The 26,889-nt window shown below is 62.6% G+C and carries 27 protein-coding genes and 1 tRNA gene; 9 read left to right on the top strand and 19 right to left on the bottom strand.

All coding sequences use genetic code 11. The features are described from left to right. Positions 1 to 26: 26 nt before the first annotated feature. The 4 genes from VIM61_07310 (at position 27) to VIM61_07295 (ending at position 5,335) form a co-directional block, all read left to right on the top strand. Positions 27 to 956 (top strand): alkaline phosphatase family protein, encoded by a 930-nt coding sequence (locus tag VIM61_07310; protein HEY8900202.1) that lies wholly within the window; start codon positions 27 to 29, stop codon positions 954 to 956. Positions 957 to 1,045: 89 nt separating this feature from the next. Continuing rightward, positions 1,046 to 1,303 (top strand): 30S ribosomal protein S15, encoded by a 258-nt coding sequence (gene rpsO / locus VIM61_07305; GenBank protein ID HEY8900201.1) that lies wholly within the window; start codon positions 1,046 to 1,048, stop codon positions 1,301 to 1,303. A gap of 134 nt (positions 1,304 to 1,437) precedes the next feature. Beyond that, positions 1,438 to 3,582 carry a polyribonucleotide nucleotidyltransferase gene (locus VIM61_07300; protein ID HEY8900200.1) on the top strand — a complete coding sequence of 715 codons (2,145 nt, stop codon included), beginning with the start codon at positions 1,438 to 1,440 and terminating at the stop codon, positions 3,580 to 3,582. A 307-nt stretch (positions 3,583 to 3,889) separates the two neighbouring features. Next, positions 3,890 to 5,335, top strand: a complete 1,446-nt coding sequence (locus tag VIM61_07295) for a carbohydrate porin (protein ID HEY8900199.1) — start codon at positions 3,890 to 3,892, stop codon at positions 5,333 to 5,335. Between the two features lie 76 nt (positions 5,336 to 5,411). Here VIM61_07295 and VIM61_07290 read toward each other — a convergent pair whose 3' ends face one another. The 16 genes from VIM61_07290 to VIM61_07215 all read right to left on the bottom strand — a co-directional run bounded on the left by VIM61_07290 (position 5,412) and on the right by VIM61_07215 (position 20,670). Continuing rightward, positions 5,412 to 7,187 (bottom strand): SLC13 family permease, encoded by a 1,776-nt coding sequence (locus VIM61_07290; GenBank protein ID HEY8900198.1) that lies wholly within the window; start codon positions 7,185 to 7,187, stop codon positions 5,412 to 5,414. A 93-nt stretch (positions 7,188 to 7,280) separates the two neighbouring features. Further along, the gene (gene cysA / locus VIM61_07285; protein HEY8900197.1) at positions 7,281 to 8,048 is read right to left on the bottom strand and encodes a sulfate ABC transporter ATP-binding protein; all 768 of its coding nucleotides are present in this window, start codon (positions 8,046 to 8,048) and stop codon (positions 7,281 to 7,283) included. Continuing rightward, positions 8,045 to 8,953: a sulfate ABC transporter permease subunit CysW gene (gene cysW / locus VIM61_07280; protein ID HEY8900196.1), complete on the bottom strand. Its 909-nt coding sequence runs from the start codon at positions 8,951 to 8,953 to the stop codon at positions 8,045 to 8,047. The genes cysA and cysW overlap by 4 nt, the downstream gene beginning before the upstream one ends. 9 nt (positions 8,954 to 8,962) lie before the next feature. Continuing rightward, positions 8,963 to 9,931: a sulfate ABC transporter permease subunit CysT gene (locus VIM61_07275; GenBank protein HEY8900195.1), complete on the bottom strand. Its 969-nt coding sequence runs from the start codon at positions 9,929 to 9,931 to the stop codon at positions 8,963 to 8,965. A gap of 7 nt (positions 9,932 to 9,938) precedes the next feature. After that, the gene (locus tag VIM61_07270) at positions 9,939 to 10,739 is read right to left on the bottom strand and encodes a M14 family zinc carboxypeptidase (protein HEY8900194.1); all 801 of its coding nucleotides are present in this window, start codon (positions 10,737 to 10,739) and stop codon (positions 9,939 to 9,941) included. Positions 10,740 to 10,755: 16 nt separating this feature from the next. Continuing rightward, entirely contained in the window at positions 10,756 to 11,730 is a 975-nt protein-coding gene (locus VIM61_07265) for a sulfate ABC transporter substrate-binding protein (GenBank protein HEY8900193.1), read from the bottom strand. 70 nt (positions 11,731 to 11,800) lie between these two features. Further along, positions 11,801 to 12,775: a cysteine synthase A gene (gene cysK, locus VIM61_07260; GenBank protein HEY8900192.1), complete on the bottom strand. Its 975-nt coding sequence runs from the start codon at positions 12,773 to 12,775 to the stop codon at positions 11,801 to 11,803. 4 nt (positions 12,776 to 12,779) lie between these two features. After that, on the bottom strand, positions 12,780 to 13,781 hold the full coding sequence (locus VIM61_07255) for a sulfate ABC transporter substrate-binding protein (GenBank protein HEY8900191.1): 1,002 nt from the start codon (positions 13,779 to 13,781) through the stop codon (positions 12,780 to 12,782). Between the two features lie 117 nt (positions 13,782 to 13,898). Continuing rightward, positions 13,899 to 14,351, bottom strand: coding sequence for an Rrf2 family transcriptional regulator (locus VIM61_07250; protein HEY8900190.1), 453 nt, complete (start codon positions 14,349 to 14,351; stop codon positions 13,899 to 13,901). Positions 14,352 to 14,419: 68 nt separating this feature from the next. Further along, the gene (locus VIM61_07245; protein ID HEY8900189.1) at positions 14,420 to 14,839 is read right to left on the bottom strand and encodes a YraN family protein; all 420 of its coding nucleotides are present in this window, start codon (positions 14,837 to 14,839) and stop codon (positions 14,420 to 14,422) included. Continuing rightward, positions 14,802 to 15,422 (bottom strand): ribonuclease HII, encoded by a 621-nt coding sequence (locus VIM61_07240; protein ID HEY8900188.1) that lies wholly within the window; start codon positions 15,420 to 15,422, stop codon positions 14,802 to 14,804. The genes VIM61_07245 and VIM61_07240 overlap by 38 nt, the downstream gene beginning before the upstream one ends. Before the next feature lie 25 nt (positions 15,423 to 15,447). After that, positions 15,448 to 15,804, bottom strand: coding sequence for a 50S ribosomal protein L19 (gene rplS, locus VIM61_07235; GenBank protein ID HEY8900187.1), 357 nt, complete (start codon positions 15,802 to 15,804; stop codon positions 15,448 to 15,450). Positions 15,805 to 15,874: 70 nt separating this feature from the next. Further along, positions 15,875 to 16,771 carry an ornithine carbamoyltransferase gene (argF, locus tag VIM61_07230; protein ID HEY8900186.1) on the bottom strand — a complete coding sequence of 299 codons (897 nt, stop codon included), beginning with the start codon at positions 16,769 to 16,771 and terminating at the stop codon, positions 15,875 to 15,877. Positions 16,772 to 16,780: 9 nt separating this feature from the next. Next, complete coding sequence (locus tag VIM61_07225) at positions 16,781 to 18,040, bottom strand: aspartate aminotransferase family protein (protein ID HEY8900185.1); 1,260 nt, start codon at positions 18,038 to 18,040, stop codon at positions 16,781 to 16,783. Positions 18,041 to 18,065: 25 nt separating this feature from the next. Next, positions 18,066 to 20,282: an NAD-dependent DNA ligase LigA gene (gene ligA / locus VIM61_07220; GenBank protein ID HEY8900184.1), complete on the bottom strand. Its 2,217-nt coding sequence runs from the start codon at positions 20,280 to 20,282 to the stop codon at positions 18,066 to 18,068. Continuing rightward, the gene (locus VIM61_07215) at positions 20,224 to 20,670 is read right to left on the bottom strand and encodes a VanZ family protein (GenBank protein ID HEY8900183.1); all 447 of its coding nucleotides are present in this window, start codon (positions 20,668 to 20,670) and stop codon (positions 20,224 to 20,226) included. Before VIM61_07215 ends, ligA begins: the two co-directional genes overlap by 59 nt. A gap of 431 nt (positions 20,671 to 21,101) precedes the next feature. Here VIM61_07215 and VIM61_07210 point away from each other — a divergent pair, with 431 nt between their 5' ends. After that, complete coding sequence (locus VIM61_07210) at positions 21,102 to 22,529, top strand: hypothetical protein (GenBank protein ID HEY8900182.1); 1,428 nt, start codon at positions 21,102 to 21,104, stop codon at positions 22,527 to 22,529. Between the two features lie 38 nt (positions 22,530 to 22,567). Here VIM61_07210 and VIM61_07205 read toward each other — a convergent pair whose 3' ends face one another. Then, entirely contained in the window at positions 22,568 to 22,942 is a 375-nt protein-coding gene (locus VIM61_07205; protein HEY8900181.1) for a VOC family protein, read from the bottom strand. Between the two features lie 103 nt (positions 22,943 to 23,045). Between VIM61_07205 and VIM61_07200 the strand changes: the two genes are divergently transcribed. The 4 genes from VIM61_07200 to VIM61_07185 all read left to right on the top strand — a co-directional run bounded on the left by VIM61_07200 (position 23,046) and on the right by VIM61_07185 (position 25,345). Further along, complete coding sequence (locus VIM61_07200) at positions 23,046 to 23,720, top strand: ElyC/SanA/YdcF family protein (protein HEY8900180.1); 675 nt, start codon at positions 23,046 to 23,048, stop codon at positions 23,718 to 23,720. Positions 23,721 to 23,730: 10 nt separating this feature from the next. Then, positions 23,731 to 24,402 carry an ABC transporter ATP-binding protein gene (locus tag VIM61_07195; GenBank protein ID HEY8900179.1) on the top strand — a complete coding sequence of 224 codons (672 nt, stop codon included), beginning with the start codon at positions 23,731 to 23,733 and terminating at the stop codon, positions 24,400 to 24,402. A 7-nt stretch (positions 24,403 to 24,409) separates the two neighbouring features. Continuing rightward, positions 24,410 to 25,219 carry an oxygenase MpaB family protein gene (locus VIM61_07190; GenBank protein ID HEY8900178.1) on the top strand — a complete coding sequence of 270 codons (810 nt, stop codon included), beginning with the start codon at positions 24,410 to 24,412 and terminating at the stop codon, positions 25,217 to 25,219. A 50-nt stretch (positions 25,220 to 25,269) separates the two neighbouring features. Continuing rightward, positions 25,270 to 25,345 (top strand) — tRNA-Glu (locus tag VIM61_07185). Between the two features lie 96 nt (positions 25,346 to 25,441). Here VIM61_07185 and VIM61_07180 read toward each other — a convergent pair. Together VIM61_07180 and VIM61_07175 are read right to left on the bottom strand one after the other, a co-directional pair. Beyond that, positions 25,442 to 25,876 carry a hypothetical protein gene (locus VIM61_07180; GenBank protein HEY8900177.1) on the bottom strand — a complete coding sequence of 145 codons (435 nt, stop codon included), beginning with the start codon at positions 25,874 to 25,876 and terminating at the stop codon, positions 25,442 to 25,444. A gap of 134 nt (positions 25,877 to 26,010) precedes the next feature. Beyond that, a complete protein-coding gene (locus tag VIM61_07175) occupies positions 26,011 to 26,484 on the bottom strand; it encodes a DNA starvation/stationary phase protection protein (protein ID HEY8900176.1) in 474 nt (157 codons plus the stop codon). Positions 26,485 to 26,889 lie beyond the last annotated feature (405 nt).

The raw sequence follows: 26,889 nt of genomic DNA, 5'->3' as shown, positions 1-26,889 counted from the left end.
CCGCGATTTGTGGCATCCTTCGCGCCGTGACATTCCTGCGTCGTTCTCTTTTCGTCCTTTTCACGATTCTCCTCGCTGTGTCGGTGGCTCGCGCCGCCTCCGCGCCGCTCGCGAAACATGTCTTCATCATCAGTATCGACCAAGGGGCGCCGGCCAGCATCGAAAAGGCGGAGATGCCCGTGCTGAAGAAAATGGCAGCCGAGGGGGCCCACACATGGGAGGCCTACACGATCGTCCCGAGTCTCACGCTCCCATCGCACACCTCGATGCTGACTGGCGTCGGCATCCAAAAGCATCAGGTCGATTGGAACGAACTCATGCCGGAGAAGGGGCTGGTGAAGGTGCCCACGATTTTCAGTTTTGCGAAGAAGGCCGGCCTGACGACCGCGATGATCGTCGGGAAAGTCAAATTCAAGACTCTGGAGCTTCCTGGCACCGTGGACCGATTCCTTCGGCCCGAATCTCCGCGCGGAGCGAGTATCGCCACCGCTTTTGGCGACATGCTCCGGAAATTTCAGCCGAACCTCTGTTTCATCCATTTCGCCGATCCCGACACCGAGGGGCACAACCATGGCGTGAACTCCCCGGAAAAACTGAAGGCGCTCGCGGAGACGGATGCGGCGATCGCGGTGATCCGGGAGGCCATCCGCACGGCCGGGATCCAGGATTCGAGCGTCCTGATCATTACGGCGGATCACGGCGGCCACGACCGGACGCCCGAGGAAAATGCCGCCCGCGCCAGGGCCGGCGGCAACTACCAGCCCGGCACGCACGGCAGCTCATCGCCGGATGACGTGATCATCCCGTGGATCGCCTTCGGTGCGCACGTGAAGCCCGGGTTCACGATCACCGCGCCGGTCGTGCAATACGATACCGCGGCGACGGCCTTGTGGCTGCTCGGTCTGCCCGTGCCGGAGAGCTTCTGGGGCCGACCGGTGACGAGTGCGTTCGAGTGAACCAATGCGCCGCAAAACGAGGGGCCTGTAAATCCCGCTTGCCTCCTGCAGGCAACCATGCCATTCTCCCCGACTACCAATTTTAAGAAATGGCAACGATCGAATCCGCCGCAGCGACACTGCGCCTCCATGAAAAAGACACCGGCAGCGCCGATGTCCAGATTGCGCTGCTCACGAAGCGCATCACCGAACTCACCGAGCACCTCAAGACCCACGCCAAGGATCATTCCTCGCGCCGCGGTCTGCTCAAGCTGGTCGCCCAGCGCCGCAGCCTTCTCGACTACCTGAAGCGCACCGCTTCGGATCGTTATCAGACGATTCTCGAGAAGCTGGAACTCCGCAAGTAACGCGGAAAACCACCCCAATGCCAGTTTTTGAAAGCCCCGGCCATTCCGCTGGGGCTTTCTGGCATTAATCAAACCACCCCGCGCGGCGCCACCCCCGGAACCATTCCCGGCGCTGCCAACCTGAATACCATAAAATGCCTCATTCCGTTACAGCCCACGTGGGCTCAGCGCCAATCACCATCGAAACCGGCAAGCTCGCCCGCCTCGCGGACGGCGCCGTGACCGTTCGCTCCGGCGACACGATCATTCTCGTTTCCGCCGTCTCCGCGACCACGATCAAGGACGGTCAGGACTTCTTCCCGCTCACCGTCGACTACCGCGAAAAGGCGGCTGCCGTCGGCAAGTTCCCCGGTGGTTACTTCAAGCGCGAAGGTCGTCCTTCCGAGAAGGAAATCCTCACCTGCCGTCTCACTGACCGCCCGCTGCGCCCGCTCTTTCCGAAGGGCTATCTCTACGACACGCAGATCATCGGCGTCCTCCTCAGCGCGGACGGGGAAGTCGATCCCGACATCCTTTTCCTCAATGGCGCCAGCGCCGCTCTCGCCGTCTCCGACATCCCGTTCGCGGGTCCCGTCGGTGCCGTGCGTGTCGCCCGCGTGAACGGCCAGTTCATTGCGAACCCGACCCATAGCGAGCGTGAAGGCAGCGACCTGAATCTCATCTACGTCGGCAACGAAACCGATGTCATCATGATCGAAGGCGAAGCCCTCGAGCTTCCCGAGGACGACTTCGTCGCCGCGCTGCACTTCGCCCAGGCTGAAGTGACCAAGCTCGTCGCTGCGCAGAAGGAGCTCGCCGCCATCGCCGGCAAGCCGAAGCGCACGCCCCAGCTCTTCACCGTCGCCGACGAACTCATGGAAATCGCCTACTCCGTCGCGGGTGACCGCATCGAGAGCGCGATCTATACGCCGAGCAAGGTGGCCCGCCAGAAGGCGGTCGGCGCGCTCAAGGACGAAGTCTCCGCCGCGATCCTCGAGAAATTCCCGGCCGCGACGAAGTTCGAGATCAGCCAGGCGTTCGACTACCTGCAGAAGAAGGCCTTCCGCATCAGCATCCTTGACAAGGGCGTGCGTTGCGACGGCCGCGATACGAAAACGATCCGCCCGCTCAGCGGCGAGACCGGCTTCCTGCCTCGCAGCCACGGCTCGGCGCTCTTCCAGCGCGGCGAAACGCAGGCGGTCTGCCTCGCGACGCTCGCTCCCGCGGACGAAGCCCAGGACCTCGACGGCTACACCGGTGGCGAGACCAGCAAGCGCTTCATCCTGCACTACAACTTCCCGCCCTTCTCGGTCGGCGAAACCGGCCGCACCGGCAGCCCGGGCCGCCGCGAAATCGGCCACGGCGCGCTCGCCGAGCGTTCCATCCTCGCGGTCGTTCCGCCCGTGAACGAATTCCCTTACGCGATGCGCGTGAGCAGCGAAGTCATGGAATCCAACGGCTCCACCTCGATGGCCAGCGTTTGCGGCGGCATCCTCGCTCTCATGGACGCGGGTGTCCCGATCAAGACGCCCGTTGCCGGCATCAGCTGCGGTCTCGTCACGGAATTCAGCGGCGATCAGATGACCCGTTACACGCTCCTCACCGACATCATCGGCAGCGAGGACCACTTCGGCGACATGGACTGGAAGCTCTGCGGCACCCGCACGGGCGTCACCGGCTTCCAGCTCGACCTGAAGCTGCCCGGCATCCCGCTCTCGCTCATGGCCGAGGCGATCTATCGCACCCGCGACGACCGCCAGAAGGTTCTCGACGTGATGGAATCCGTTCTCGCCGCTCCGCGCACCGAGATGAGCCAATACGCTCCGCGCATCGAGACGATCAAGATCAACCCCGACAAGATCGGTCTCCTCATCGGGCCTGGTGGCAAGACCATCAAGGGCATCGTGGCCGAGACCGGCGCCGAGATTAACATCGAGGACGACGGCAGCGTGCACATCTACTCGAACAACGGCGACAGCCTCGCCCGCGCCAAGCAGATCATCAACGGCATGACCAAGGAGATCACCCCGGGTGAGCTCTTCCAGGGCACGGTCGTTTCGATCAAGGAATTCGGCTGCTTCGTCGAAGTCCTGCCCGGAAAGGACGGCCTCGTCCACATCTCCGAACTCGCCGACTTCCGCGTGAACAAGGTCGAGGACGTCGTGAAGATGGGCGACTCCGTCTGGGTGAAGTGCATCGGCATCGACGACAAGGGTCGCGTGAAGCTCAGCCGCAAGGCCGCGATGAAAGATCGCGATGCCGCCGAGAAGGGTGAGCCCGTCGCCGCCGGCGTCGCTTAATCACAACTTCATAGATCGACTTACAAAAGGCTCCCGGTCGAAAGGCCGGGAGCTTTTTTCGTGTCTGGATCACAAAACGCTTGCTCGATTTTTAAAAACGACTAAACGAGTCGTTAATCGGTGAGCGACTCGATATCTTCAAAGGAAGCCTGAAAGGAGCGGAGGGAAAATCTTCCGCGATGAGAGGACGAATTCGAAAGGTTCGAGGGGGAATTTGCATTCCCTGTGCTTCGCCGGTGCAAGGAGCGCAGCGCTGCTCCCCGGAGCGGGGGCGGCCAGAGCAATCCAGCCTAACCAACACACAAAAATGAAAAAGAAGCAGATACTCAGGGATTTCTCGTGGAAGCGCGGGCTGACTGCGGGGTCGCTCGCGGTGGCCGCTGTCGTTTCCCTCCAAGCCGGAACCCCAACCGCGGAACCTCCCGTCGAAACGAAGACGTCCTCCGCGTTTGGCGACTGGCTGAATGGCAAATACGCCACCGGCAATTGGTTCGGCGTGCGCGACGTTCTCGAAGATCACGGGGTCACCCCCTACGGCAACTGGAAGGGCACCTTCTACGGTTTGACCGGTGGTGGCCTTGATGCCCCGCGTGGCGCGTTCGACGAGGAAATCGTGCTCGGGCTCAAGCTCGACTTCGGCAAACTCGCCGGCATCGATGGTCTGACGGCGCAGGGCTCCGTGCGCTGGCGCGACGGCCGCAGCCCGAATACCTACGTGGGCGCAGGCAGTCTGTTCAACCCCTCGCGTTACCAGAGCGGGCAGCAATGGCGCCTGATGCCGTTCTTCTTGTCCTACACGACGCCGGAACTCTTCGGGGTGAAGGACTTCCTGACGATTTCGGGTGGGTGGCAGAATCCCTACGATTTCTTTGCCGATCAGCCGGACTCGAAGCTCTTCACGAACAACGCCATCGGCACGCAGAAAGGCATCGGCTCTGCTGGCGTGGGCTGGGGAAGCAGTTACGCCGCATGGGGGGGCTACCTCAAGGTGAAGCCCGTGGACTGGTATTACATCCAGGGCGGCCTCTATATGGCCATCCCGAACGCGACCTCGATGTCGAACCATGGCCTCGATCTCGAAGGCTATGCACCGGATCCCAATGCCAATGGCATCTATGCCCTGGGTGAAACCGGCGTGACCCCGAAGATCGGTCCCGACCAGCTGCCGGGTAAATATGCCTTCGGCGGAATGTATTGGGGCGTCGAGAACACCTCATATTTCAATGCGAAATACGATGGCAAATACGACCTCTACTGGCAGGCCGACCAGATGGTGTTCCGCGAGCCTTCCAAGGCCGCCGAAGAGCCTCTCGCAAAAGGCCCTTCCGACGGAAAGGAAGTCGCTGGTGGCAAGAGCTTCAAGGAGCCCGTTTCGACCGAGAAGCCGAAGCTGAGCGACCAGGGCCTCTACATCATCAACTTCGTGAACTTCGCACCGAAGTATAACTGCCCGGTGCCGTTCTACTTCCACACGGGCCTCATCTACAAGGGTCTGATCCCGACCCGCGACAAGGACCAGCTCGGGGTGGCGTTTGCCTACGGCAACTACAGCTATTACAAGATCCTCGACGACTACAACGACGGGCGCACGGTGCACCAGACCTACGAGGCGGTGATCGAAGCCGACTACCGCGTGCAGCTCACGAAGTTCACTTACGTGCAGCCGTTCTGGCAATACATCATCCGGCCGAACGGCACGGGCCTCGTGCAGAATGCGAATATCTTCGGCCTGCACATGGGGGTGACATTCTAGGGTTTCCGCTGACCAGTAGCCAGGTCTCGATAGGAGCGAAATCGGCGTCGACCCGGGTGGGCGGGCGCCGATTTTGTCATTTCAGCGGCCAGAAGATCGGGATGAGCAGCGTGACGATGACGAGGAAGAACAGGTTGAGCGGCGCGCCGACGCGGAGGAAGTCGCGGAATTTGTAGCCGCCGGCGCCGTAGACGAAAGTGTTCGTCTGATAGCCGATCGGCGTGGCGAAGCTCGCAGAGGCCGCGAACATGATCGCGATGAGGAACGGCACCGGATCGTAGTGGAGTTTCACGGCCGTCTGGTAGGCGATGGGCGTGAGCAGGATGGCGACGGCGTTGTTCGAGATCATCTCGGTGAGCAGCGTGCCGATGAGGTAGAACGCGCCGAGGACGAGAATGGGATTCGCAGTGCCGACGATCGAAATGACTTCGTCGACGAGCCATTTGTCCGCGCCGACGTTCGTCATCGCGGTGCCGAGAGAGATCATGCCGACGATCATGGCGACGATGCGCCAGTCGATCGCGTCGTAGACCTCACTCATGCGCAGGCAGCGGGTGGCGACGAGAACAACGACGCCGGCGAGCGCGAGGATCGAGATCGGGTAGACGTTGAACGAGGCGAGGGTGACAACGGTGAGGAGAACCGCGAGGACGATGGGGCGCTTGTCGCGGCGGAGCGAGGCGACGGCGGTATCGCTGAGCAGCAGGATGTCGGGATTGCCGCCGAGGCGGGCGAGGCCTTCCTGCGAGATGCGCAGGAGCAGGGTGTCGCCGAATTTGAGCGGCACCTGGCCGACATTCTGGGTGATGTTCTCGCCGTGGCGGTGGATGGCGAGCACCTGCGCGCTAAAGTTCTCGCGGAGACGGGATTCGCCGAGGGTGCGGCTGGCGAAGTGGGAGTTGTTCGTGATGACCGCCTCGACGATGACGGTGTGTTCGGCGCGCACGCGCTCGAGGCCGAATTCCTTCTCGTCGATGAGGGAGACGCCGGCGAGGGACTGGACCTCCTCCATCGCGGTGCGCGGTGCGCCGAGGACGAGACGGTCGCCGGCCTCGAGGACGGCGGAATGAAACGGGGGCGGGAGGAATTCGCCTCCGCGGACGATGCCCTGCACGCGCACGTTGGCGATCTTGTGCAGCTCGGTCTGGTCCAGCGGCTTGCCGCGCAACGGCGACGTCTCGCCGACGAGCATCTCGGTGACGTATTCGCGGGTGGAAATGGAGCCGACGAGGCTCGCGAGGGATTCGCGATCGGGGAGGAGGTGGCGGCCGATGAGCGCCATGTAGGCGACGCCGGCAAGGGCGACGATGACGCCGAGCTTCGTGATGTCGAAGATGCCGAAGTGGATGCCGTATTGGGTCTCGGCGAGCGAGGTGACGACGATGTTTGTCGACGTGCCGATTACGGTGCAGGTGCCGCCGAGGATCGCCGCGAAGGAGAGCGGGATGAGGAGCTTGCTCGCGCTGACCTTGTAGTGGCGGGCCACGCCGAGCACGAGCGGCAACAGCGCGACGACGACGGGCGTGTTGTTCACGAAGGCCGAGCACGCGATCACGCTGAGCATGAGGATGATCAGCAGCTTGAGCTCGGACATGTTCGGCACGCGGCGGAAAAGGCGGCCGACATCCTCGATGGCCCCGCAGCGTTGCAGGCCGGAGCTGAGGATGAACATCGCGGCGACGGTGATTGGCGCCTCGTTCGAGAAGGAGGCGAAGGCTTCCTTCGGAGAGATCCAGCCGACGAGCGTAACCAGCACGAGCGTGCCCATGGCGACGAGATCCGGCGGCACGATCTCCTTCACGAAGAGGAAGAGGACCACCAGGATCAGCAGGAAAAACAGGACGATGGTCATGGCACGAGCGTCGTGGAAGGGTGGCGAGGTAACCACCTTTCCCAGCGCCCGGCCAGCGCGACTTTTTTCCGGCGGCGGGAGGGATTTCCGATGTCAGGCCGGAACGGCGGCGTCGGTCGCCGGCGCCGGCTCCCACGGGAGGTCGAGGAACTCGGCGACGAAACGATTTGCCGGGGCTTGGCGGACTTCCTGCGGCGTGCCGACCTGCTGGATGCGGCCTTTTTCGATGAGGACGACGCGGTCGGCGACTTCGAAGGCTTCGTCCTGGTCGTGGGTGACGAAGAGGGTCGTGAGCTTGATGCGGTCCTGAAATTCGCGAAGCCAGCGGCGGAGTTCCTTGCGGACCTTCGTGTCGAGAGCGCCGAAGGGTTCATCGAGCAGGAGGACCTGCGGCTCGATGGCGAGGGCGCGGGCGAAGGCGACGCGCTGGCGCTGGCCGCCGGAAAGCTGGCTGGGCAGGCGTTTTTCGAAGCCGGAGAGCTGGACGGCGTCGAGGAGCTCCATCACGCGGGTGCGGATGGCCTCCTTCGATGGACGGACGCGGCTTTTCTGGACGCGCAGGCCGAAGGCGACATTCTCGAAGACGCTCATGTGGCTGAAGAGCGCGTAGTGCTGGAAGACAAAGCCGGCGTGGCGCTTGTAGGCGGTGAGCTGGGTGACGTCGGCGCCGTCGAAGAGGACGCGACTGCGGTTGTCGTCGGGAAATTCGAGGCCGGCGATGATGCGCAGGAGCGTGGTCTTGCCGGAGCCACTGGGGCCGAGCAGAGCGATGAGTTCACCCGTCTCGATCTTGAGGCTGACGTCGTCGAGAGCCGGATACTTCGAGAATTTCTTGCTGATCTCGCGGACTTCGATGCTCATGGCTTCTTCGGAAAATCGGTGGTTTGCGCGGCTTCGGCAAGTTGCCTTTCCGCCTGCCACTCGGCGTAGGTTTTGATGACCAGGGTGAGGAGCGCAAGGATGCAGAGCACGGAGGCGACGGCAAACGCGGCGGCGAACTGGTATTCCTGGTAGAGGATTTCGATGTGGAGCGGGATGGTGTTCGTCTTGCCGCGAATGTGGCCGGAAACGACGGAGACAGCGCCGAATTCGCCCATGGCGCGGGCGTTGCAGAGGATGATGCCGTAGAGCAGGCCCCATTTGATCTTCGGGAGGGTGACGCGCCAGAAGATCTGCCAGCCGTTCGCGCCGAGACTGAGGGCGGCTTCCTCTTCCTTGGTGCCCTGGGCCTGCATGAGGGGAATGAGGCCGCGGGCGACGAAGGGAAATGTCACGAAAATCGTGGCGAGGGCGATGCCGGGCACGGCGAAGATGATGCGGATGTCGTGGTCGATGAACCACGGGCCGAACCAGCCCTGTCCGCCAAAGACGAGCACGTAGATGAGGCCGCCGACCACCGGGGAAATCCAGAGCGGCAGGTCGATGAGCGTGATGATGAGCGAGCGGCCGCGGAAGTCGAAGCGGGTGAGGGCCCACGCGGCGGTGATGCCGAAAATGGTATTGAGCGGCACGGCGATGCTCGCGGCGAGCAGCGTGAGTTTCACCGCGCTGGCGGTGGCGCTGTCCTGGAAGACGGAGAGGAACACGGGCAGGCCTTTCGCGAAGGCTTCCTTGAACACGACGACGAGCGGGAGGAACAGGAAGAGCGCGAAGAAGACAAAGACGATGCCGATGAGAACGGTGCGCAGCAGGAAGGGCTCGGCGGTCGCGCGGGCGGGCTGCTCGACGCGGGCGGTGGTGGGGAATGTGGACGCGGCTCCGGCCATGTTCGTGGATCAGGCGACGCCTTTGCGGCGGTTGTCCCAGGCCTGGAAGCCGTTGCAGAGGAGAAGAATCGCAAAGGAGGCGACAAGCATGACGAAGCCGATGCCGGCGGCGCCACTGTAGTCGTAGTCCTCGAGCTTCGAGATGATCAGCATGGGCGTGATCTGCGTTTGGAAGGGGATGTTCCCCGAAATGAAGACGACGGAGCCGTATTCTCCGACGGCGCGGCCGTAGGCAAGCGTGACGCCGGTAAGGATGGACGGCAGCAGGCCTGGCAGCACGACGCGGGTGAATGTCTGGAAACGCGTGGCGCCGAGACAGGCGGCGGCTTCCTCGACATCGAGCGAGAGGTCCTGAATCACGGGCTGGACGGTGCGGACGACGAACGGCAGGCCGATGAAGGTGAGGGCGATGAGGATGCCGATCTGGCTGTAGGCGATCTTGAGACCGGTGCGGCCGAGGAATGGTTTTGCCCAGCTCTGGCTGGCGAGCCAGTCGCCGAGAGCCGTGCCGGGAGCGATCCAGGCGCCCGGCGGAGGCGGCAGCGCGGTATTGATCCAGGCGCCGAGGGTCGTATTTCCGGAGGTCCAGTGGGCGTTGAATGCAAAGAACTGGCCGATCCATTCGTTCGGCGCGTAGAGCGTGGTGAGCGCGATGCCGGCGACAGCGGTGGGCAGCGCAAAAGGCAGGTCGACGATGGCGTCGAGGAAACGACGACCGGGGAAGCGGTAGCGGACGAGCACCCAGGCGGCAAGCACGCCGAAGACTCCGTTGATGAGCGCGGCGATGAGCGAAAGGCCAAAGCTGACCTTGTAGGAGGCGACAACCTGCGGAGACGAGATCGATTGCCAGAAATGCGCCCAGCCGCCGGATTGTGTCTTCACAAACAGCGCGCTCAGCGGAATGAGAACGATAAGCGTGAGATACACCAGGGTGTATCCGAGCGTGGGGCCAAATCCGGGAAGGGTGAATCGTTTCAAATGACGACTAGATCGATTGACCTTCTGAAATTACCGCGCGAAAGCGAAGCAAAATTTCCTCCAAGGCGAGGAGGTGAGCTTCGATCTGTTCGGGCAACGGAGAGAGTTGCGGGGTTTCGAAGACGATCTCGAGCGGGCGGGGATGCTGCGCGGGCGGCGCGCTGAGAACGCCGGGGTAACCGGTCTCGATGATGCCTTCGTTGGCCTGAAAGTTGTCGATGCTCTTGTCGAAGTTGCGCGGCAGAATGGCGGAGGCGCGGGCGAGGGCCGGCTCGAGCACGTGACGGGTGAGGGCGTGGCCTTTGACGAAGCCGTAGAGGCCGTTGCTGGTGTCGTCGGAATGCAGCGAGATAATGCCGTCGAAGGCGAGATTCACGAGCTGGCGCTCGAGCAGCACGATCTCGGGCTCGCCGGAGTCACGCCAGAACTGGCGGTTGAGGTCGACGCCGTTGCGTGACCAGCGGGTGTCGTCGGCATAGCCGGTGGGATTGCAGACCGGGTAGACGAAGAGCTCGTAGCCGCGGGCGAGCTCGGGATCGCGATGCAGCTTTTCGAGGAACGCGACGGCGCCGACGGCACTGGATTCCTCGTCGCCGTGGAGACCTCCGAAGATGCCGAGCCGCAGAAAACTGGCCCCGCCGGAGCCGGGGCCGGCGAAGAGAAAGCGGGGCACGATGACGCGTTCCCCCGCACTCCCGGTGAGCTCGAGAGGAGCGGTGAAGAGATGCTGTGAACCGTGCGCCAGCTCCTCGAGCGGGCGGATGAGTTCGCGCACGCTGCGGCGCTCGCGGAGGCGATGGGTTGTCACGACGCGAGACATGGCGTTAGCGGGGTTGATAGATGGCGTCGAAGGTGCCGCCGTCCTTGAAGTGCTTTTGCGCCTCGCTCCAGCCGCCGAAGACTTCGTCGATGGTGTAAAGTTTCAACGCGGGGAAGAGTTTCGCGTTTGCCGTGAGCAGCGATTCCTCGCGTGGCCGGAAGAAATATTTTACGGCAAGTTGCTGGCCTTCGTGAGACCAGAGGTATTTGAGATACTCGGTTGCGACTTCGCGAGTGCCGCGTTTGTCGACGACTTTGTCGACCACGCTCACGGGCGATTCGGCGAGGATGCTGGAAGACGGGGTGACGATGTCATAGTCGTTCGGGCTGAAGACGCGGGCGATCTGGAGCGTCTCGCTTTCGAAAGTGAGCAGCACGTCGCCGACGCCGCGCTGGACAAAGGTGCTGGTGGCGTCGCGACCGCCGGCGGGCAGCACGGGCACATTCTTGAAAAGCGCGGCGACGAACTCCTGCGGATCCTTGCCGGCCGCCTTCGCGTAGGCCCAGGCGGCGAGGTAGCTGTAGCGGCCGTTGCCGGAGGTCTTGGGATTCGGGATGATGATCTCGACGCCGGGCTCGACGAGGTCGGACCAGTCCTCGATGCCTTTGGGATTCCCCTTGCGGACGAGAAAAACGATCGTCGAGGTGTAGGGTGCGGCGTGGTCGGGCAGGCGCGTGCGCCAGTCGGGGGCGATGAGGCCGGCCTTCGCGATGAGGTCGATGTCGGTGTCCTGATTCATCGTCACGACATCGGCCTGGAGGCCGTCGACGACGGCGCGGGCCTGTTTGCTGGAGCCGGCGTGGGATTGTTCGATGGTGATGTCGGTGTTTTTGTCGGCCTTCCAGTGCTTCGTGAAGGCGTCGTCGTAATCTTTGTAGAATTCGCGGGTGACGTCGTAAGAGACGTTCAGGAGCGTAGTCGGCGCAGCGTGCAGGGCGGTCGCGGCGGCGAGGGCGAGAGTGGCAAAAAGAATCTTCATTGGTGGAAGGAGGCCCGGACCTTGCGGCCCGGGCCCCCGGCTGATTTCGAATGGAGTTCGAGTGTGGGTGTCAGTCAGGTTGGACGGCGAGAAGGTCGTTCCTGGCCTTCTCGGCGAGGGCGGTGCTGAGATAGCGCTCGCCGGTGCTACAGCCGATCGTGACGATCAATTTCCCCGCGAACTCTGGCCGCTGCGCGAGTTGGAGGGCCGCCCAGACATTGGCACCGGTCGAGATGCCGGCGAGGATGCCTTCCTCGATGGCGAGACGGCGCGCGGTGTCGATGGCGTCCTCGTTGCTGACGGTGATGACGTCATCGAGAATGGCGACGTTCAGGTTTTTCGGCACGAACCCGGCGCCGGTGCCCTGGATCTTGTGCGGCCCGGGCTTCACGGGCTGGCCGGCACGCGTCTGGGAAATCACGGGCGAATCCTTCGGCTCGACCGCGACGGCGACAAAGCCTGGCTTGCGAGCCTTGATGACTTCGCTGACGCCGGTGATGGTGCCGCCGGTGCCGACCGCGGAAACGATGGCATCCACCTGGCCTTCGGTGTCGGCCCAGATTTCCTCGGCTGTCGTGCGGCGGTGCGCCTCGGGGTTCGCGGGATTGTTGAATTGCTGGGGAATCCAGGAGTTCGGCGTCTCGGCATGGAGTTGCTCCGCGCGGGCGATGGCGCCTTTCATACCTTCCGCGGCGGGTGTGAGCACGAGTTTTGCCCCGAGCATCGCGAGAAGCGTGCGGCGCTCGAGGCTCATGCTCTCGGGCATGGTGAGGATGAGATCGTAGCCTTTCGCTGCGGCCACAAAGGCAAGGGCGATGCCGGTGTTTCCCGAGGTGGGCTCGATGATCGTGGTGCCGGGCTTCAGGAGGCCGTCCTTCTCGGCCGCCTCGATCATCGCGGCGCCGATGCGATCCTTCACGCTGCCGAGCGGATTCGAGAACTCGCCCTTGATCGCGATCGTCGCTGGCGAGCCGGCGGCGATGCGATTGAGGCGGATGAGAGGCGTCTTCCCGACGCTCGTGACGACATTGTCGAAGTAGGCCATGGGATCAGCGGGTGGGCTGGTAGATCTGATCAAAGACACCGCCGTCGGCGAAATGCGTGGCCTGGGCCTTGGTCCAGCCGCCGAACGCACCGTCGATCGTCACAAGTTTCGTGTCGGCAAACTGGCTCGCGTATTTTTTCTTCGCGGCCTCGCCCGTCGGGCGGTAGAAGTGCTTGCCGGCGATGTCCTGGCCTTCGTCGCTGTAGAGATAATTCAAATATTCCGTGGCAACCTCGCGGGTGCCGCGCTTGTCGACGATCTTGTCGACGATGGCGACAGGTGGCTCGGCGAGGATGCTGAGCGGAGGGGTGACGATCTCGAACTGATCCGGCTTTTCCTTGAGGGCGAGGTAGGCTTCGTTCTCCCACGCGAGGAGGACATCGCCGATGCCACGCTCGGTGAAGGTTACCGTGGAGCCGCGCGCACCGGAGTCGAGAACCGGGACGTGCTTGAAGAGATCGGCGACGAAGGCCTTCGCCTTCGCCTCATCACCGCCGTTTTTCTGAAGCGCATCGGCCCAGGCGGCGAGGTAGTTCCAGCGGGCGCCGCCGGAAGTCTTCGGATTCGGCGTGATCACTTCGACGCCTTCCTTCACGAGATCGGGCCAGTCCTTGATGCCCTTCGGATTCCCCTTTCGAACGAGGAAGACGATCGTCGAGGTGTAGGGGGAGCTATTGTGCGGGAGGCGCTTCTGCCAATCGCCGGGGAGAAGTTTCCCCTTCGTGGCGATGGCGTCGATGTCGTAGGCGAGGGCGAGGGTGACGACGTCGGCCTCCAGGCCGTCGATCACGGCTCGGGCCTGTTTTCCAGAACCTCCATGGGATTGATCGATTTTCACGTCGCCGCCGGACTTCTCCTTCCAATGCTTTGCGAAGGCCGCATCGTAATCGGCGTAGAGCTCGCGGGTGGGATCATACGAGACATTGAGAATGGTGGTCTCGGCGGCGGTAGCGGTGGTCAGAAGGGCCAACACTCCGGCTACTGCGGATGGAAGAAAACTTTTCATATCGGATTTGAAGCGAGTTGGGTCAACGTCGCGAAAATAATACGACTAAAAAGATCGTCAAATAAAAACGACTGAAAGAATCGTTATTCCAAAGAGCCGAGTGAAAAGGTTTGTGGATCAGATGCCGTCGCCGTCGATTCCCTGGGTGAAAGAGACTTCTCGATCTGTAACGGGAAGGCCGCGCATGACGTCGGCGAGGGTGGTGTCGTCCATCAGCCGGGCGACAAGATTTCGCGCCTGGAGCATGACGCGACGGAAGCGGCAGACAGGCTCCTGGCTGCAGCGTTTGTAGTCGGTGACGGAGACGCAGGCGATCGGTGCAAGGTAGCCGTCGAAATGGCGGACAACTTCCCCCATGGTGATGCGCTCGGGACTTTTCGCGAGCAGGTAGCCGCCCCGCTTTCCGGGGAGGCTGGAGACCCAGCCGCGCTCCTTCAGGTCGAGCATGATGTGCTCGAGGAAGCGCTTGGGCACATCATTGCGGCGGGCGAGCTCGGCGATCGGGATCGGCTGGTGGCCATGGTGTTCGACGAGCGAAAAGAGGGCGCGTAGCGCATAATCGGTGCGCATGGAGAGCTGCATTCATTAGCGATACGGCAACTCGTGGTTGAGGTCAAAGCTCGTCGATCCGATGATTCTCAGTAATAGTAGTTCGTCGGAAGGGTGAAGGCGTTTTCGATGACGCGAATCTTGGGTGGCTCCGCGATGAGCACCTCGACGATGTCGAAGCGAAAAGTGATGTCGGGCATATCGAGCATGCGCAGCCAGATCATGGCGCCACGGGCGATTCGACGGCGTTTGTTGCGATCCACGGCATCGGACGGGCGGCCAAAAATTTCCGCGCTGCGCGTTTTCACTTCGATGAAGACAAGCACCTCGCCATGGCGGCAAACGAGATCGATCTCGCCGCCCTTGCCGGGCTGAAAATTTCGGTAGAGCGACTTGTAACCCAGGCTTTTGAGATGCCTGGCGGCGAGATGTTCACCGCGTCGTCCGAGGGCGAGGTGGGGAGCGTCGGGCTTAATCCAGCGCGAGCGAAAGCTGCGCCACGGGCGCAAAACTGCGGCGATGAATCGGGCAGGGCCCATGCTGCCGGAGGCTAGCGAGGTGCTCGGGCGTTGCATAGCCTTTGTGGCGCTCGAAGCCGTATTCCGGCCAGGCCGCAGCGTGAGAATCCATCAGGCGGTCACGGGTGACCTTCGCGACGACGCTCGCGGCGGCTACGCTAAGACTGATCCCGTCGCCGCCGACGAGGGCGGTGTGGTTGACCGGAAAAGGGCGAACGGGCAGGCCATCGATCAGTGCATGGGCGGCGAGGCTCGAAAGAGATTCCACGGCTTCGCGCATGGCCTGGTGCGTGGCGCGAAGGATGTTCAGTCGGTCGATGACCTCCGGTTCGATAATCGCGACCGCCCAGATGACGCCGGGAGTGTCGATCAGGCGTGCGTAGTGCTCGTCGCGGGACTTCGTCGGGAGCTTCTTCGAGTCGTTGAGGCCGTCGCCCTTGAAGTTGGGCGGAAGAATGACTGCGGCGGCGACAACCGGCCCGGCCAAGGGGCCCCGGCCGGCTTCATCGATTCCGGCGACGGGGAAAATTCCCTCCGCATGCAGTCTGAGCTCGTGCTCGAGCGTGCACGGCATCGCGGAGGGGCAGGAAGACGGGCGCCTAGGCCCGGACGTTCTTTTCCTTAACCGTCATGGCAGATTTGCCCTTCCGGTCGCGGAGGTAGTTCAGCTTCGCGCGACGGACGCTGCCCTTGCGCTCGACTTCGAGCTTTGCGATGCGGGGCGAGTGCAGCGGGAAAACGCGCTCGACGCCCACGCCCGAACTCATGCGGCGGACGGTGAAGTTGGCATTGATGCCGACACCCTTGCGGGCGATGACGATGCCGCTGTAAATCTGGATGCGCTCCTTGTCGCCTTCGACGACGCGGGTGTGAACCTTGACGGTGTCGCCGACGGCGAAGTCGACGACTTCATTCTTCAATTGCTCTTTTTCGATGTTGGCGATCACGCTGCTCATGGCCGGAAATTTGGTGGATTGGAGATAATGCCGGGAATTGTCTGCGACGCAAGGAAGTTTTGCGGATCCATTACCGTTCGAGAAGCGACAGCACCGTTTTCTGAACGTGCAGCCGATTTTCGGCCTGTTGGAAAATGGTATCCGCGTGTGCTTCGAGCGTCTCGTCGGTGATTTCCTTGCCGCGGTAGGCGGGCAGGCAATGCATCACGAGGGCGCCGGGTTTGGCGCTCGTCAGGAGGGCATTGTTGATCTGGTAGCCGCCGAGTTGGGCGATGCGATAGGCGGCTTCGTCCTCCTTGCCCATGCTCACCCAGACGTCGGTGTAGAGCACGTCGGCGCCGGCAGCTGCGTCGTGGACGCCGGTGGTGACGGCGATGTTTCCTCCAGCGCGAGCGAGCAGGTCGGCGGGCGGCTGGTAATGCGTGGGCGCGGCGATGCGGAGCTCGAAACCGAGTCTGGCTGCGGCCCAGATCCACGAGCGGGGCACATTGCAATCGCCGTCGCCGATGAAGCAGACCTTCAGGTCGTCGAGGCTGCCGCGCTTTTCCCGGATCGTGAACAGGTCGGCAAGAATCTGGCACGGGTGCTCCTCGTCGGTGAGGGCGTTGACCGTGGGAATGCCGCTGTAGTGCGCGAAATCCTCGACGTCCTTCTGCGCGAACGTGCGGATGACGGCGCCATGAATCATGCGGCCCATCACGCGGGCGGTGTCCTTGATCGGTTCGCCGCGGCCGAGCTGAATGTCATTCGCGGAAAGGAACATGGCGTCGCCGCCGAGTTCGCGGATGCCGACCTCGAAGCTCACGCGCGTGCGGGTCGAGCTCTTTGCGAAAATGATTGCCCAGCATTGGTGGCGGAGCGGATGCGCGGCGTGGCGGCCGCGGGTGGCCTTCATTTCGGCGGTCGCGTCGAGAATGCCGAGGATTTCCTCGCGCGACAGCGACTCGATGGAGAGCAGGTGTTTCACTCGGTGTTTCTAGTTTGCCGTCGCCGCTGGTGCAAGCACGCTGCGGAGAATCGCCAGCGCGGCGTCGATTTCCCCGCGGGTGACGTTGAGCGGCGGAAGGAAGCGGATGGTGCGTTCACCGGCCGGAATGACGAGAAGGCCGGCGTTCATGAGAAGGACCGTGAGCGCCAGCGCGGGTGGGCGGGCATCGTCGAGGCCGAGGCGTTCCTTGAAGTCGGCGACGAGTTCGAGGCCGATCATGAGGCCGAGGGCGCGCACTTCGGCGACGAGCGGCGACCCGAGGCCGCGAAGCTGCTCGGCAAAGTAGGCGCCGGTCTCCGTCGCGTGCGTGAGCAGATCGTTTTCCTGAATCTCGTCGAGCACCGCGAGGCCGGCGGCACAGGTGACGGGGTTGCCGCCGTAGGTCGTGCCGTGCGTGCCGGGGCCGAGCAGGTCGCAGAGCGGGCCGCGATCGTCGAGCGCGTGATTCCGCACCCAGAACGCGCCTAGCGGGAAGCCATTCGCGATGCCTTTCGCCCAGCTGATGCCATCCGGCTCCACGCCTTCGGGGGTGATGCTTTTCCAGCCGCGCCAGTCTCCGGTGCGGCCGAGACCGCATTGCACTTCGTCGAAAAGCAGCAGCAGGTTGTGCGCGTCGCAGAGTTCGCGCAGGCCGCGGAGAAACTCCGCCGTGGCGAGATGGATGCCGCCTTCGCCTTGGATGGGCTCGACGAGGATCGCCACGGTCTTTGCGCCGATGGCGGCGCGGACGGCGGCAAGATCGTTGGTCGGCACGTGTGTGAAGCCCTCGAGCAACGGCGCAAAGCCGATCTTCACCTTGTCCTGCCCGGTTGCGGAGATGCCGGCCATCGTGCGGCCGTGAAAGGAGTTCGTGAAGGTGATGATCTCGTAGCGGCCGGTCGCGCTGCCGAACTTGCGGGCGAGCTTGATGAGACCTTCGTTGGCCTCGGCGCCGCTGTTGCAGAAGAACGTCTTGCCGGGCAGTGCGACGAGCTGCGTGAGGCGCTCGGCGAGGAGGGCCTGCGGCTGCGTGCGATAGAGATTCGAGGTGTGGACGAGCTTCGCGGCCTGCGCGGTGACGGCGGCGGTGACTCGCGGATGGGCATGACCGAGCGAGCACACGGCGATGCCGGCGCCGAAGTCGACGAGCTCGCGGCCTTCATCCGTCCACACGCGGCAGCCCGCGCCGCGCTCGATCGTGAGATCGAAGCGCCCGTAGGTGGGCATGACGTATTGGTCGTAGAGTCGGCGGAGGTCGGCGGGTTTCATTGGCGGGCGTTCACCATTTGGCGAGTCAGGCGAAGAAATCGAGATTTTCCTGCACGGGCTTTGGGGCGGGGGCGATGAGCTTTTCAAAAGCCGCCTCGTCGAGGACCGCGACGCCGAGCTCGTGAGCGCGGTCGAGTTTCGAGCCTGCTTCGTCGCCGGCGAGCACGTAGTCGGTGGATTTGCTGACGGAGCCGGTGACCTTGCCGCCGAGGTGCTGGATGCGCTCAGCAAAAACCGGACGCGGCGCGCTGAGCGTGCCGGTGATGACGAAAGTCTTTCCCGCGATCGGGCTATCGGGGGGGGCGACGGCAGCGGATTTCTCGGAGGCCGGGGTGATGGCGTGCTTTTCGAGGCGATGGAGCGTTTCACGACCTTCGGCGCTCGCAAACCACGCGAGCGTGCCGCGGGCCGCGACGGGGCCGATGGCGACGTTGACGTCGCGAGCATGTCTGGCGCCTTTGGATTTTTTGGCGGCGTTTGCGGCGAGGAGTTTCTCGCCCAAGGCGTCGGCCTCCTGCCTGCGGGCTTCGCGGTCTTCTTTCGAGAGGGTCTTGTCGGCTGCGGTGAGCTCGTCGAGGCGGCTGATGTCGTGAAGAATTTCCGAGTTTGCGACGGACCGGATGTCGGCGTGCCGCGCGGCAATGTCGCGTGCGGTGACGGCGCCGACGTCGGGAATGGCAAGCGCGTGAAGCCAGCGGCCGAGGGGTAGCGTCTTTGCGCGCTCGAGCGCGTCGAGCAGCTTGCGGGCATTCTTTTCGCCGAATGTGCGCGGTTCCTCGTCCGTGCCGAGATTGAGCGGGCCGAGGTCGGTGAGCGTGAGGTCGAAAAGATCGAGCGGCGAGCGCACGAGGCCGCGTTCGACGAGCGTGGTCGCGACCTTGTCGCCGAGGCCTTCGATGTCCAGGGCGCTTCGCATCGCGAAATGTTCGAGCAGGCGGGTGAGCTGCGCGGGGCAATGGAGATTCACACAGCGCACGGCGACGAAGCCCTCCTCGCGGACGACGGGTTCGCCGCAGGCCGGGCACGTGGCGGGCATTTGGAAGACGGTTTCGCTGCCGGTGCGAAGATCCGTGCGCACGCGGACGACGGCGGGAATCACTTCGCCGGCTTTTTCGATGACGACGGTGTCGCCGATGCGGATGTCCTTTCGCGCGATTTCCTCCTCGTTGTGAAGCGTGGCGCGGGCGACCGTGCTGCCACTCACGAAGACGGGCTCGAGCTCGGCGACAGGAGTGAGCACGCCCGTGCGGCCGACCTGGATGGTGATGTCGCGGAGCTTCGTTTCGGCCTGCTCGGCTTGGTATTTGTAGGCCATCGCCCAGCGTGGCGCCTTGCTCGTCGAGCCAAGGGCGCGCTGCTGCGCGAGGATGTCGGCCTTAAGGACGGCGCCATCGGTCTCGAAAGCGAAGTCGTGACGCACGGCGCCAAGCTCCTGGATGGCGCCCAGCGCCTCCTCGACCGTCGTGGCGAGGCGTTGCCAGCCGGTGACCGGCATTTTCCAAGCCTCCAACCACCGCATGAACTCGCTCTGCGTGGTGGGATTTTGGCCCTCGAGCAGGCCGAAGCCGTAGAAGACGGCGCCGAGGCCGCGCGTGGCAACGATGCGAGAGTCGAGCTGCTTGAGCGTGCCGGCGGCGGTGTTGCGGGGATTTGCGAAGGCGGGCAGCCCGGCCGCGTCGCGCTCGGCATTCACTCGCGCAAACTCCTTCTTCGGCAGGTAAATTTCGCCGCGGATCTCGATTCGATCCGGGGCGGTGCCAGCGAGCTCGTTCGGAATGGAGCGGATCGTGCGGACATTTTCCGTGACGTCATCGCCCGTCGTGCCATCGCCGCGCGTCACGGCTCGCGCGAACCGCCCCTTTTCGTAGAGCAACGAGATGGCGACGCCATCGACCTTGGGCTCGACGGTGAGGGGAATCTCGGCGTCGGGCAGCAGACGCTGCATGCGGCGAACGAATTCCGCGACCTCGGCCTCGGAATACGTATTGTCCAGACTCTGCATGCGCACGAGGTGCTGCGCCTGCTGGAAGGCGGCGAGCACGCTGGAGCTGCCAACCGTTTGCGTGGGAGAGTCCGCCGTGGCGAGATCGGGATGCGCCGTCTCGAGGTCCGTGAGTTCGCGGTAAAGCGCGTCGTATTCCCGATCGGAAATCTCGGGCGTGGCCTGCTCGTAGTAGAGCTGGTTATGTCGCGCGATCTCGGTGCGAAGCTGGGAGATGCGTTTTGAAGGGTCGCCATCCATAAATCGTGAGAGTTAAAGCGACGCCAAAGGCTGCTCCCAATGCATCCGCCGTCATGTCACCCAGGTCCATCCCGCTGCGGCCCGGCGTGAAGCGCTGGTGGAACTCGTCCCCCACGGCGACCAAGATAGTGATCAGCCACCCCAGGATCGCGATGACAAGAATGGGGCGGCGGCGTGCCTGCAAAAGGGCAAAAGTCAGTGGCGCGGCTCCCGCCGCAAAAAGCGCGAAATGAACGACCTTGTCCGCTCCGAAGAACGGCATGGGGCCAAAATCAGATCCCGGCAGTGAGGAAAGGGTGCAAAGAACGACAAGCCAGATTCCGAAGAGAATCCAAGGCAGAACGAAAATGAGGCCCGGAAGTTTCCTGAAATGTGAACTGGCAGACATGCGAGTTCCTTGAAATGCCCCGTCTGCCGGTGCGAGTCAACCCGCCCGTCGCGGGAGCTTTGTCTTCGCTGGCACGACGGCTGCTATTTCGGTGAGCTGTATTCAGGAAGTGGTCCGACTGGACAGGGTGATTGCAAAGGTCTTTGGGGGGAGCTTTTGCCGGGAGAGCCAGTCGGACCACAATTTTCCAGGAGGCCCTCTCTCCTTGGACATTCAACTTTTGCAGAAGAATGGTGCGCTCTCGAATTTTTCTAACCCTAAAAAAGTTGCAACCAAGAACGGGAAATTGTGTTCGAGGCTATGATGAGTATTGACTCTTCCGTCGTTCCCAGTCACCACCATAACAGCCGTTCCCCCGATGCCCCGAACCGCCGCCCCCTCCAGTTTCGAGCCGTGACTTCCCCAAACCTACTTTGCGAGCTATGTTTTCAATGACTTCTCCCCTTGTTCCTTCGTTTCGCGTGACTGCCGCGGCAGCCTTGTTGGGGGCCTGTTTCAGTTCGACGGGGATCGCTGGGGTTACCTATGATGTGCGGGCCAAGACCGGCGACAAAGTCAAGGCGTGGATTCTCCAGGCGAATGTCGGCTACGTCCAGTCGAAGGTGCGTCAGGGGTCGTTCGGAGCCCCCTCGATCAATGATAAAGGATCGGTGGGTTACGCGTGTATTCTCGCCGGCACGGGCCTTTCTTCGTTTCGCAACAACTCGGTTCTGGTGAGGAAATCGGGCAAAAAGAGTGCCAAGCTCGCGATTCAGGCCGGATACCCGAACGTCGTCAGCGATACGTTCTTACCGCCGGTCGGTGACGGCGCAACCCATCCCTATCCAGGTTCAGGGACGTTGTATCGGATCAGTGAAAATGTTGCCATCAACAACAAGGACCGGGTGGGATTTGCGGGCCAGCTTCTTTACATTCTAGAGACGGTCACCAAGGATAAAACGACTTATAAGGATACCGATACGGCGGTTTACGGCACCACCATTCCGAAAGGTTCCGGATTCCGAAATGTGGGTTTATCCGGATTCATAAGCTATTTCGACGGAATCAAGGATGTCATAATGAGCATCAACAAAGAGGGATCGGTGACTTACGGAGCTGATTTCCTGATTACGGCTGACAAATCCGTTCCTGGATTTGCCTTCAGCTCCCCCAATGATTACGGGGTGATTGCCACCACAGACGCCAATGTAATTGGGCTGCCCTACCCCACGACGTTCCAGTCGTTCTCCAATCCCGTGATCGCAGATAACAATGTCGCTTATGTAGTCGCCGATATTTCGGATACGGGGGACAGTTTCGATGGAATCTGGCAGGGAAATAATCCAGACCTTCAGCCTGTCGTTGTGAAAAACTCGGCAGCGCCGGGAGGGGGCTCTTTCACGGATTTTGATGGCACAGTTGGCCCAAGCCGAAATGGAAAACTCTGCGCCTTTATTGCGAATGTCTCGGGGGGATCCGTTTCACGGGCGGTCTATCGGGCGAACTCCGATGGGAGCGGGTTGAAGCAGATCGCCGCCGTAGGCTCCTCCGTGACGGCGAATGACGGCGTAAAAGGAGCTTTTAGTTCGCTGCAATTGGCCGCTGCCAACAATCTCGGACGCGTGGTAATCCTGGGGAGCGTGTCCATCTCCTCGGGCGGTAATTCCTACAATCCCAAGGGAGTCTGGGTTTCCGATAACTCGGGAGATAACCTGACTCCCATTGCCGTGGTCGGCCAGTCCATCAAGATCGGCACGAAGTCAAAGCAAATTGAGGCCCTCAGCTTCAACCCGATGGCGGGAATCAACTCGAAAGGGCAGGTTTCTTTCACGGCCTCATTCAAAGATCGCACGTCCGCGGTGATCGTCGCGACCCCCTGAGGATCTTTTGCTCGGCGGTGAAGCGGCCTTGGCTGTCTTCACCGCTGAATCAGCTCCACTTCGTAGCCCTCCGGGGCGTCGATGAAGGCGATCACGGAGCCACTCGACGTCCTGGTGGGGCCGTCGCTGAGGGGATAACCAAGGGCGGCGGAGTGCTTTGCGAATGCCTCGATGTCATCCACCTGAAATGCGAGATGGGTGAGGTCGGGGCCGACCTGCACCGGACCGCTTTCGTCGAACTTGCAGATCTCGATCTCGACGTCGCTTCCGGGGGTCTTGAAGAAGACGAGTTCCGAGCCGCGGGGACTCTTGCTCCGACGGGTCATTTCCAGGCCGAGAACGTCGCGGTAAAAGCTGATGGTTTTCTCGAGATCGGTGACGCGGTAGCGCGTGTGGAGAAGCTTTTTGACCATTCCGACTGGTAACACAGACCGGTCGGTTCGTCCACGGGACGGGGAGGAATCCGAAGTCGCCGCTTGTCTCTTTTTCCCGGAACCCCGACCTTATCGCGTCGCCATGAAACGCTGGATCGCCCGCCTCCTTCGCCTCGCCGCTCTGGCGGTGGGCGCCGTCGTGCTCGGGTGGCTCCTCTGTGAACTGGCGGTGGAGATTGCGGCCTGGGGGCGGTGCTATGATCGGCTGGAACTCGTGCCAGCGCGCAAGGTGGGCCTCGTGCTGGGCACCTCGAAATATCTCACTTCCGGCGGCCCGAACCTGCATTATCAATACCGGATCGATGCCGCCGCCGAACTGTTCAAGGCTGGCAAGGTCGAGAAGCTGATCGTGAGTGGAAACGGGACGGATGCCTATTACAATGAGCCGCGGATGATGCGCGAGGACCTCGTCGCGCGCGGCGTGCCGGCGGATCGTATCCTTTCCGACGAGGCCGGGTTGCGCACCTTCGATTCCGTCGTGCGCGCAGCGGAGGTGTTCGGAGCGCCCGATTGCATCGTGGTGTCCCAGCCTTCGCACAACGAACGCGCGATCTTCATTGGCCGGACACGCGGCCAGGACATGATCGGATGGAATGCCCGCATCGTGGATGCGCGGACCGATCCCCGCACCGCGATCCGGGAGCGATTGGCTCGCGTGCTGGCGGTGATCGACGTTCTGGATGTGGCTTTGTTCAACGAAAAACCGACGCTGACTCCGAGTGGAAAGGCACTATCGCGGGGCGCGTCTGCACGCTAGATTCCGCGGCATGTCCCACGCTCCGCTGCTTCGCGCCACCGGTCTCCGGCGCTCCTTCAAAATCGGTCGCCGCGCCATCGACGTCCTGCGGGGAATCGATCTCGAGGTGGCCGCCGGGGAGACCGTTTTTCTCTGCGGAGCGTCGGGCGCCGGCAAGACGACCCTGCTCTACACGTTGGCTGGCCTGGAGCGCCCCGAGGCCGGGGAAGTCCTTTTCGAAGACACGAGCGTATATGGAATCGGTGCCGCGCGATTGTCGCAGCTCCGCAATTCGCGGATGGGGTTCGTTTTTCAATCCTACTTTCTTCTGCCGGAACTGACCGCCCTCGAGAACGTGCTCGTGCCCGCCATGATCGGACGGTGCGAGGCCGCGGAGCGCGCGCAGGCGTTGCTCGAGCGCGTGGGGCTGGCCGATCGCATGCATCACCTGCCGGCGGAGTTGAGTGGCGGAGAGCAGCAGCGCGTGGCCATCGCTCGCGCTCTGATGAACGATCCCAGCGTGCTTTTCGCGGATGAGCCCACGGGCAACCTCGATTCGCAGACCGGCGAATCGATCATCGAATTGCTGCTCGGCCTGGGACGCACGGACCGCCGCACAATTCTTGTCGTCACGCACGATGCGAACCTCGCCCGCCGCGGGGATCGCATTCTTCGCATCGAAGACGGCGTGATCGCCGCCTGAGCGGGCCATGAAGGATCCCGGCGACGAAGCGGACGAGTTTCTGTTTCGACCGGATTCGCAAATCTGGCGCCTCAGCCGGGAACATGCGCTTTTGCTTGGCGGCCCGGCGGCGGCAATCCTGCAAGTCGCTCATCCCGAGGTGGCCGCCGGAGTCGCCGCCCACAGCGAGTTTCGGTCCGATGCAATGGGCCGGCTGCGACGCACGCTCGACGCGGTTTACACGATCACGTTTGCGACCCGCGCCGAGGCGGACGCGACGAGCCGGCGCGTTGCGGCCATTCACGCTCGCGTGCAGGGAAATCACCCGGTGGCCTACAATGCCTTCTCGCCTGCCGCGCAGATGTGGGTGCTCGCCACCCTGATCAGCGTCGGCACCGGGATCTTCGAACAAGTGATTTCGCCACTATCGGACGGAGAACGGGAGGAGCACTATCGGGACATGCGGATCTTCGGCCGCTGTTTTGGGCTCGATCCGGCTTATGGGCCCCAGACGGAACGGGAATTCCGTGCGTATTATGCGGCGATGCTGAATGGTCCGGAGCTGGCGTCCATCCCGCTTTGCCGCGAGGTCGCATGGGCCGTGGCCCGACCGGCGGCGCCGGGCTGGATGGGGGCGCTGGCGGTCCCTTTCGGCGGTCTCATTGCGGAGACGCTGCCATCGCCGGTGCGCGAGCGACTGGGTTTTCACAGCACTGCGGTGTCCCGGATCATGCTGACCGCGACCATGGCCAGCTTGCGGACGATCCTGCCGGTGCTCCCCGATCGAATCCGCTTCACCTCCCATTTCCTGAAGGCGCAAAAACGAATCGGAAGATAAATTCTGGCTTGCCACACAGCAGGTGACACCGCATATTTTGCGGCTCGTTTGACTCTATCGTCCAGTGGCCTAGGACACCGCCCTTTCACGGCGGATACACGGGTTCGAATCCCGTTAGAGTCGCCACTTCGCAATCTGCGAAGTGACCCCAGGCTCTCGGTTGAGCTTTCCCTGTCGCGCGAATGATCCCCACCGTTTGAGTGTCGGGAAAATGGAAATGTCCTAGACGCGCTCGACGAGGCGCAGGGGGAGAACCTCTGCGGTCGGGAGGTCGAGCTGATGCTCGAAAATTTCGCGACGCACGGCGCGGGTCATGTCCGCAAGCGATCGATGGCCGCGACGAAGAAGGTCTGCCAGGGAATCCACGGCGATCGAGCGGGAGGCGTCGCCAACGTCGAAACGTAAACTGGCCGTGAGCAGACGACGCAGTCGGTAAAAGGGCAGGTAATGATCCGTTTCAAGTGCCTTTCGACACTCGAGGAAAGTGTTCAACGTGGACGCCCAGTCGTTTCCTGCCAGAAGCTGGCGGCGGAGATCGATCAGAAGGTTCCAGGTTTCCGGAGGTGTGACCGGAAAGAGTTGCTCCACAATGCGCGCAGCGTCGCTTCGCCAGCCGGCGATGGACGAGAGCGAAATCGAGGAAGTCGAACCCAACATGCACCCAAAATATGCGAATGAGATTCATTCGCAACTTCGAATTCCAGTCTTTGCGGTGATAGAGGCTGTTTTCTCGAAGAAAACAGGGGAGGGGCGGAGTTCCTGGAGCTCCGTCCCTCCCTTGGAAAAATGCGTTAGAGGTTCTTCAGGAAGCTCTTGAGCATCCAAAGAGTTTTCTCGTGGGTCTGGATGCGCTTGATGGCGAGGTCCTGGGTCTCCAGATCCGCGGCGGCCTCTGCGGCCTTACGGAGTTCGAGGGCACCGGCGACGAGAATCTCGTGGGATTCTGCGAGGTGAGCGACGAAGTCCTTTGCGGGAGCGGCGCCGACGGAAAATTCCTGAATGGTGGAACTTTTGGCGAGGGTGACGAGGCCGCCGGGGGCGTAAACGTCGAGGGCGCGCAGGCGCTCGGCGATTTCGTCGATGGCTTCGAAAAGCTCTTCGTATTGGCCCTGAAAGGCGACGTGAAGCTGGAAGAAGTTCGGGCCTTCGACGTTCCAGTGAGCGAGATGAGTCTGGCCCATCAGTGCGTAGGAATCGGCGAGAAGAGTTTGGAGAGCGGCGGAGACGGCGGACGAGGTGGGCTTGGAGACGGTTTGAGTGCTCATGATGTCTGGAATTGGAATCATTCTAAATGCGAGGCAGAACTTCTGCAACTCTCCGCCCCGAATTTCGTGTAGATTTTTCTCATGGGAAAGACTCTTTGCGACTGGTCCAGGAAGGACCTCGAGAAGCATGCCGATCAGTTAATGGCGATCGTGAAAGAGCCACGGTGGTATTGTCGAAAGTGTGCCCGGGTGGCGAACACCTCGAAGGTGCTGTGCAAGCCGCGCAAGCTGCCGGGGCTGGATCCTGTGCTGGATGACGTGACGGATTAGATCTCGCGCGTGCCTGGGGGAGGCGGCTGCGGGGTCGGGAGGGGAAGCTTGGCGGGGACCGGCAGGTTGAAGGGGCCAGTGAGCACGGTGCGCAATTCCTCGGCCGAGGCAAGCAGGCGGGAGGTCGGCGGGCCG

The sequence above is a fragment of the Chthoniobacterales bacterium genome, from assembly GCA_036569045.1.
In the GTDB taxonomy this organism is placed as follows: Bacteria; Verrucomicrobiota; Verrucomicrobiia; order Chthoniobacterales; family JAATET01; genus JAATET01.
This window is presented reverse-complemented; position numbering and strand designations above follow the sequence as displayed.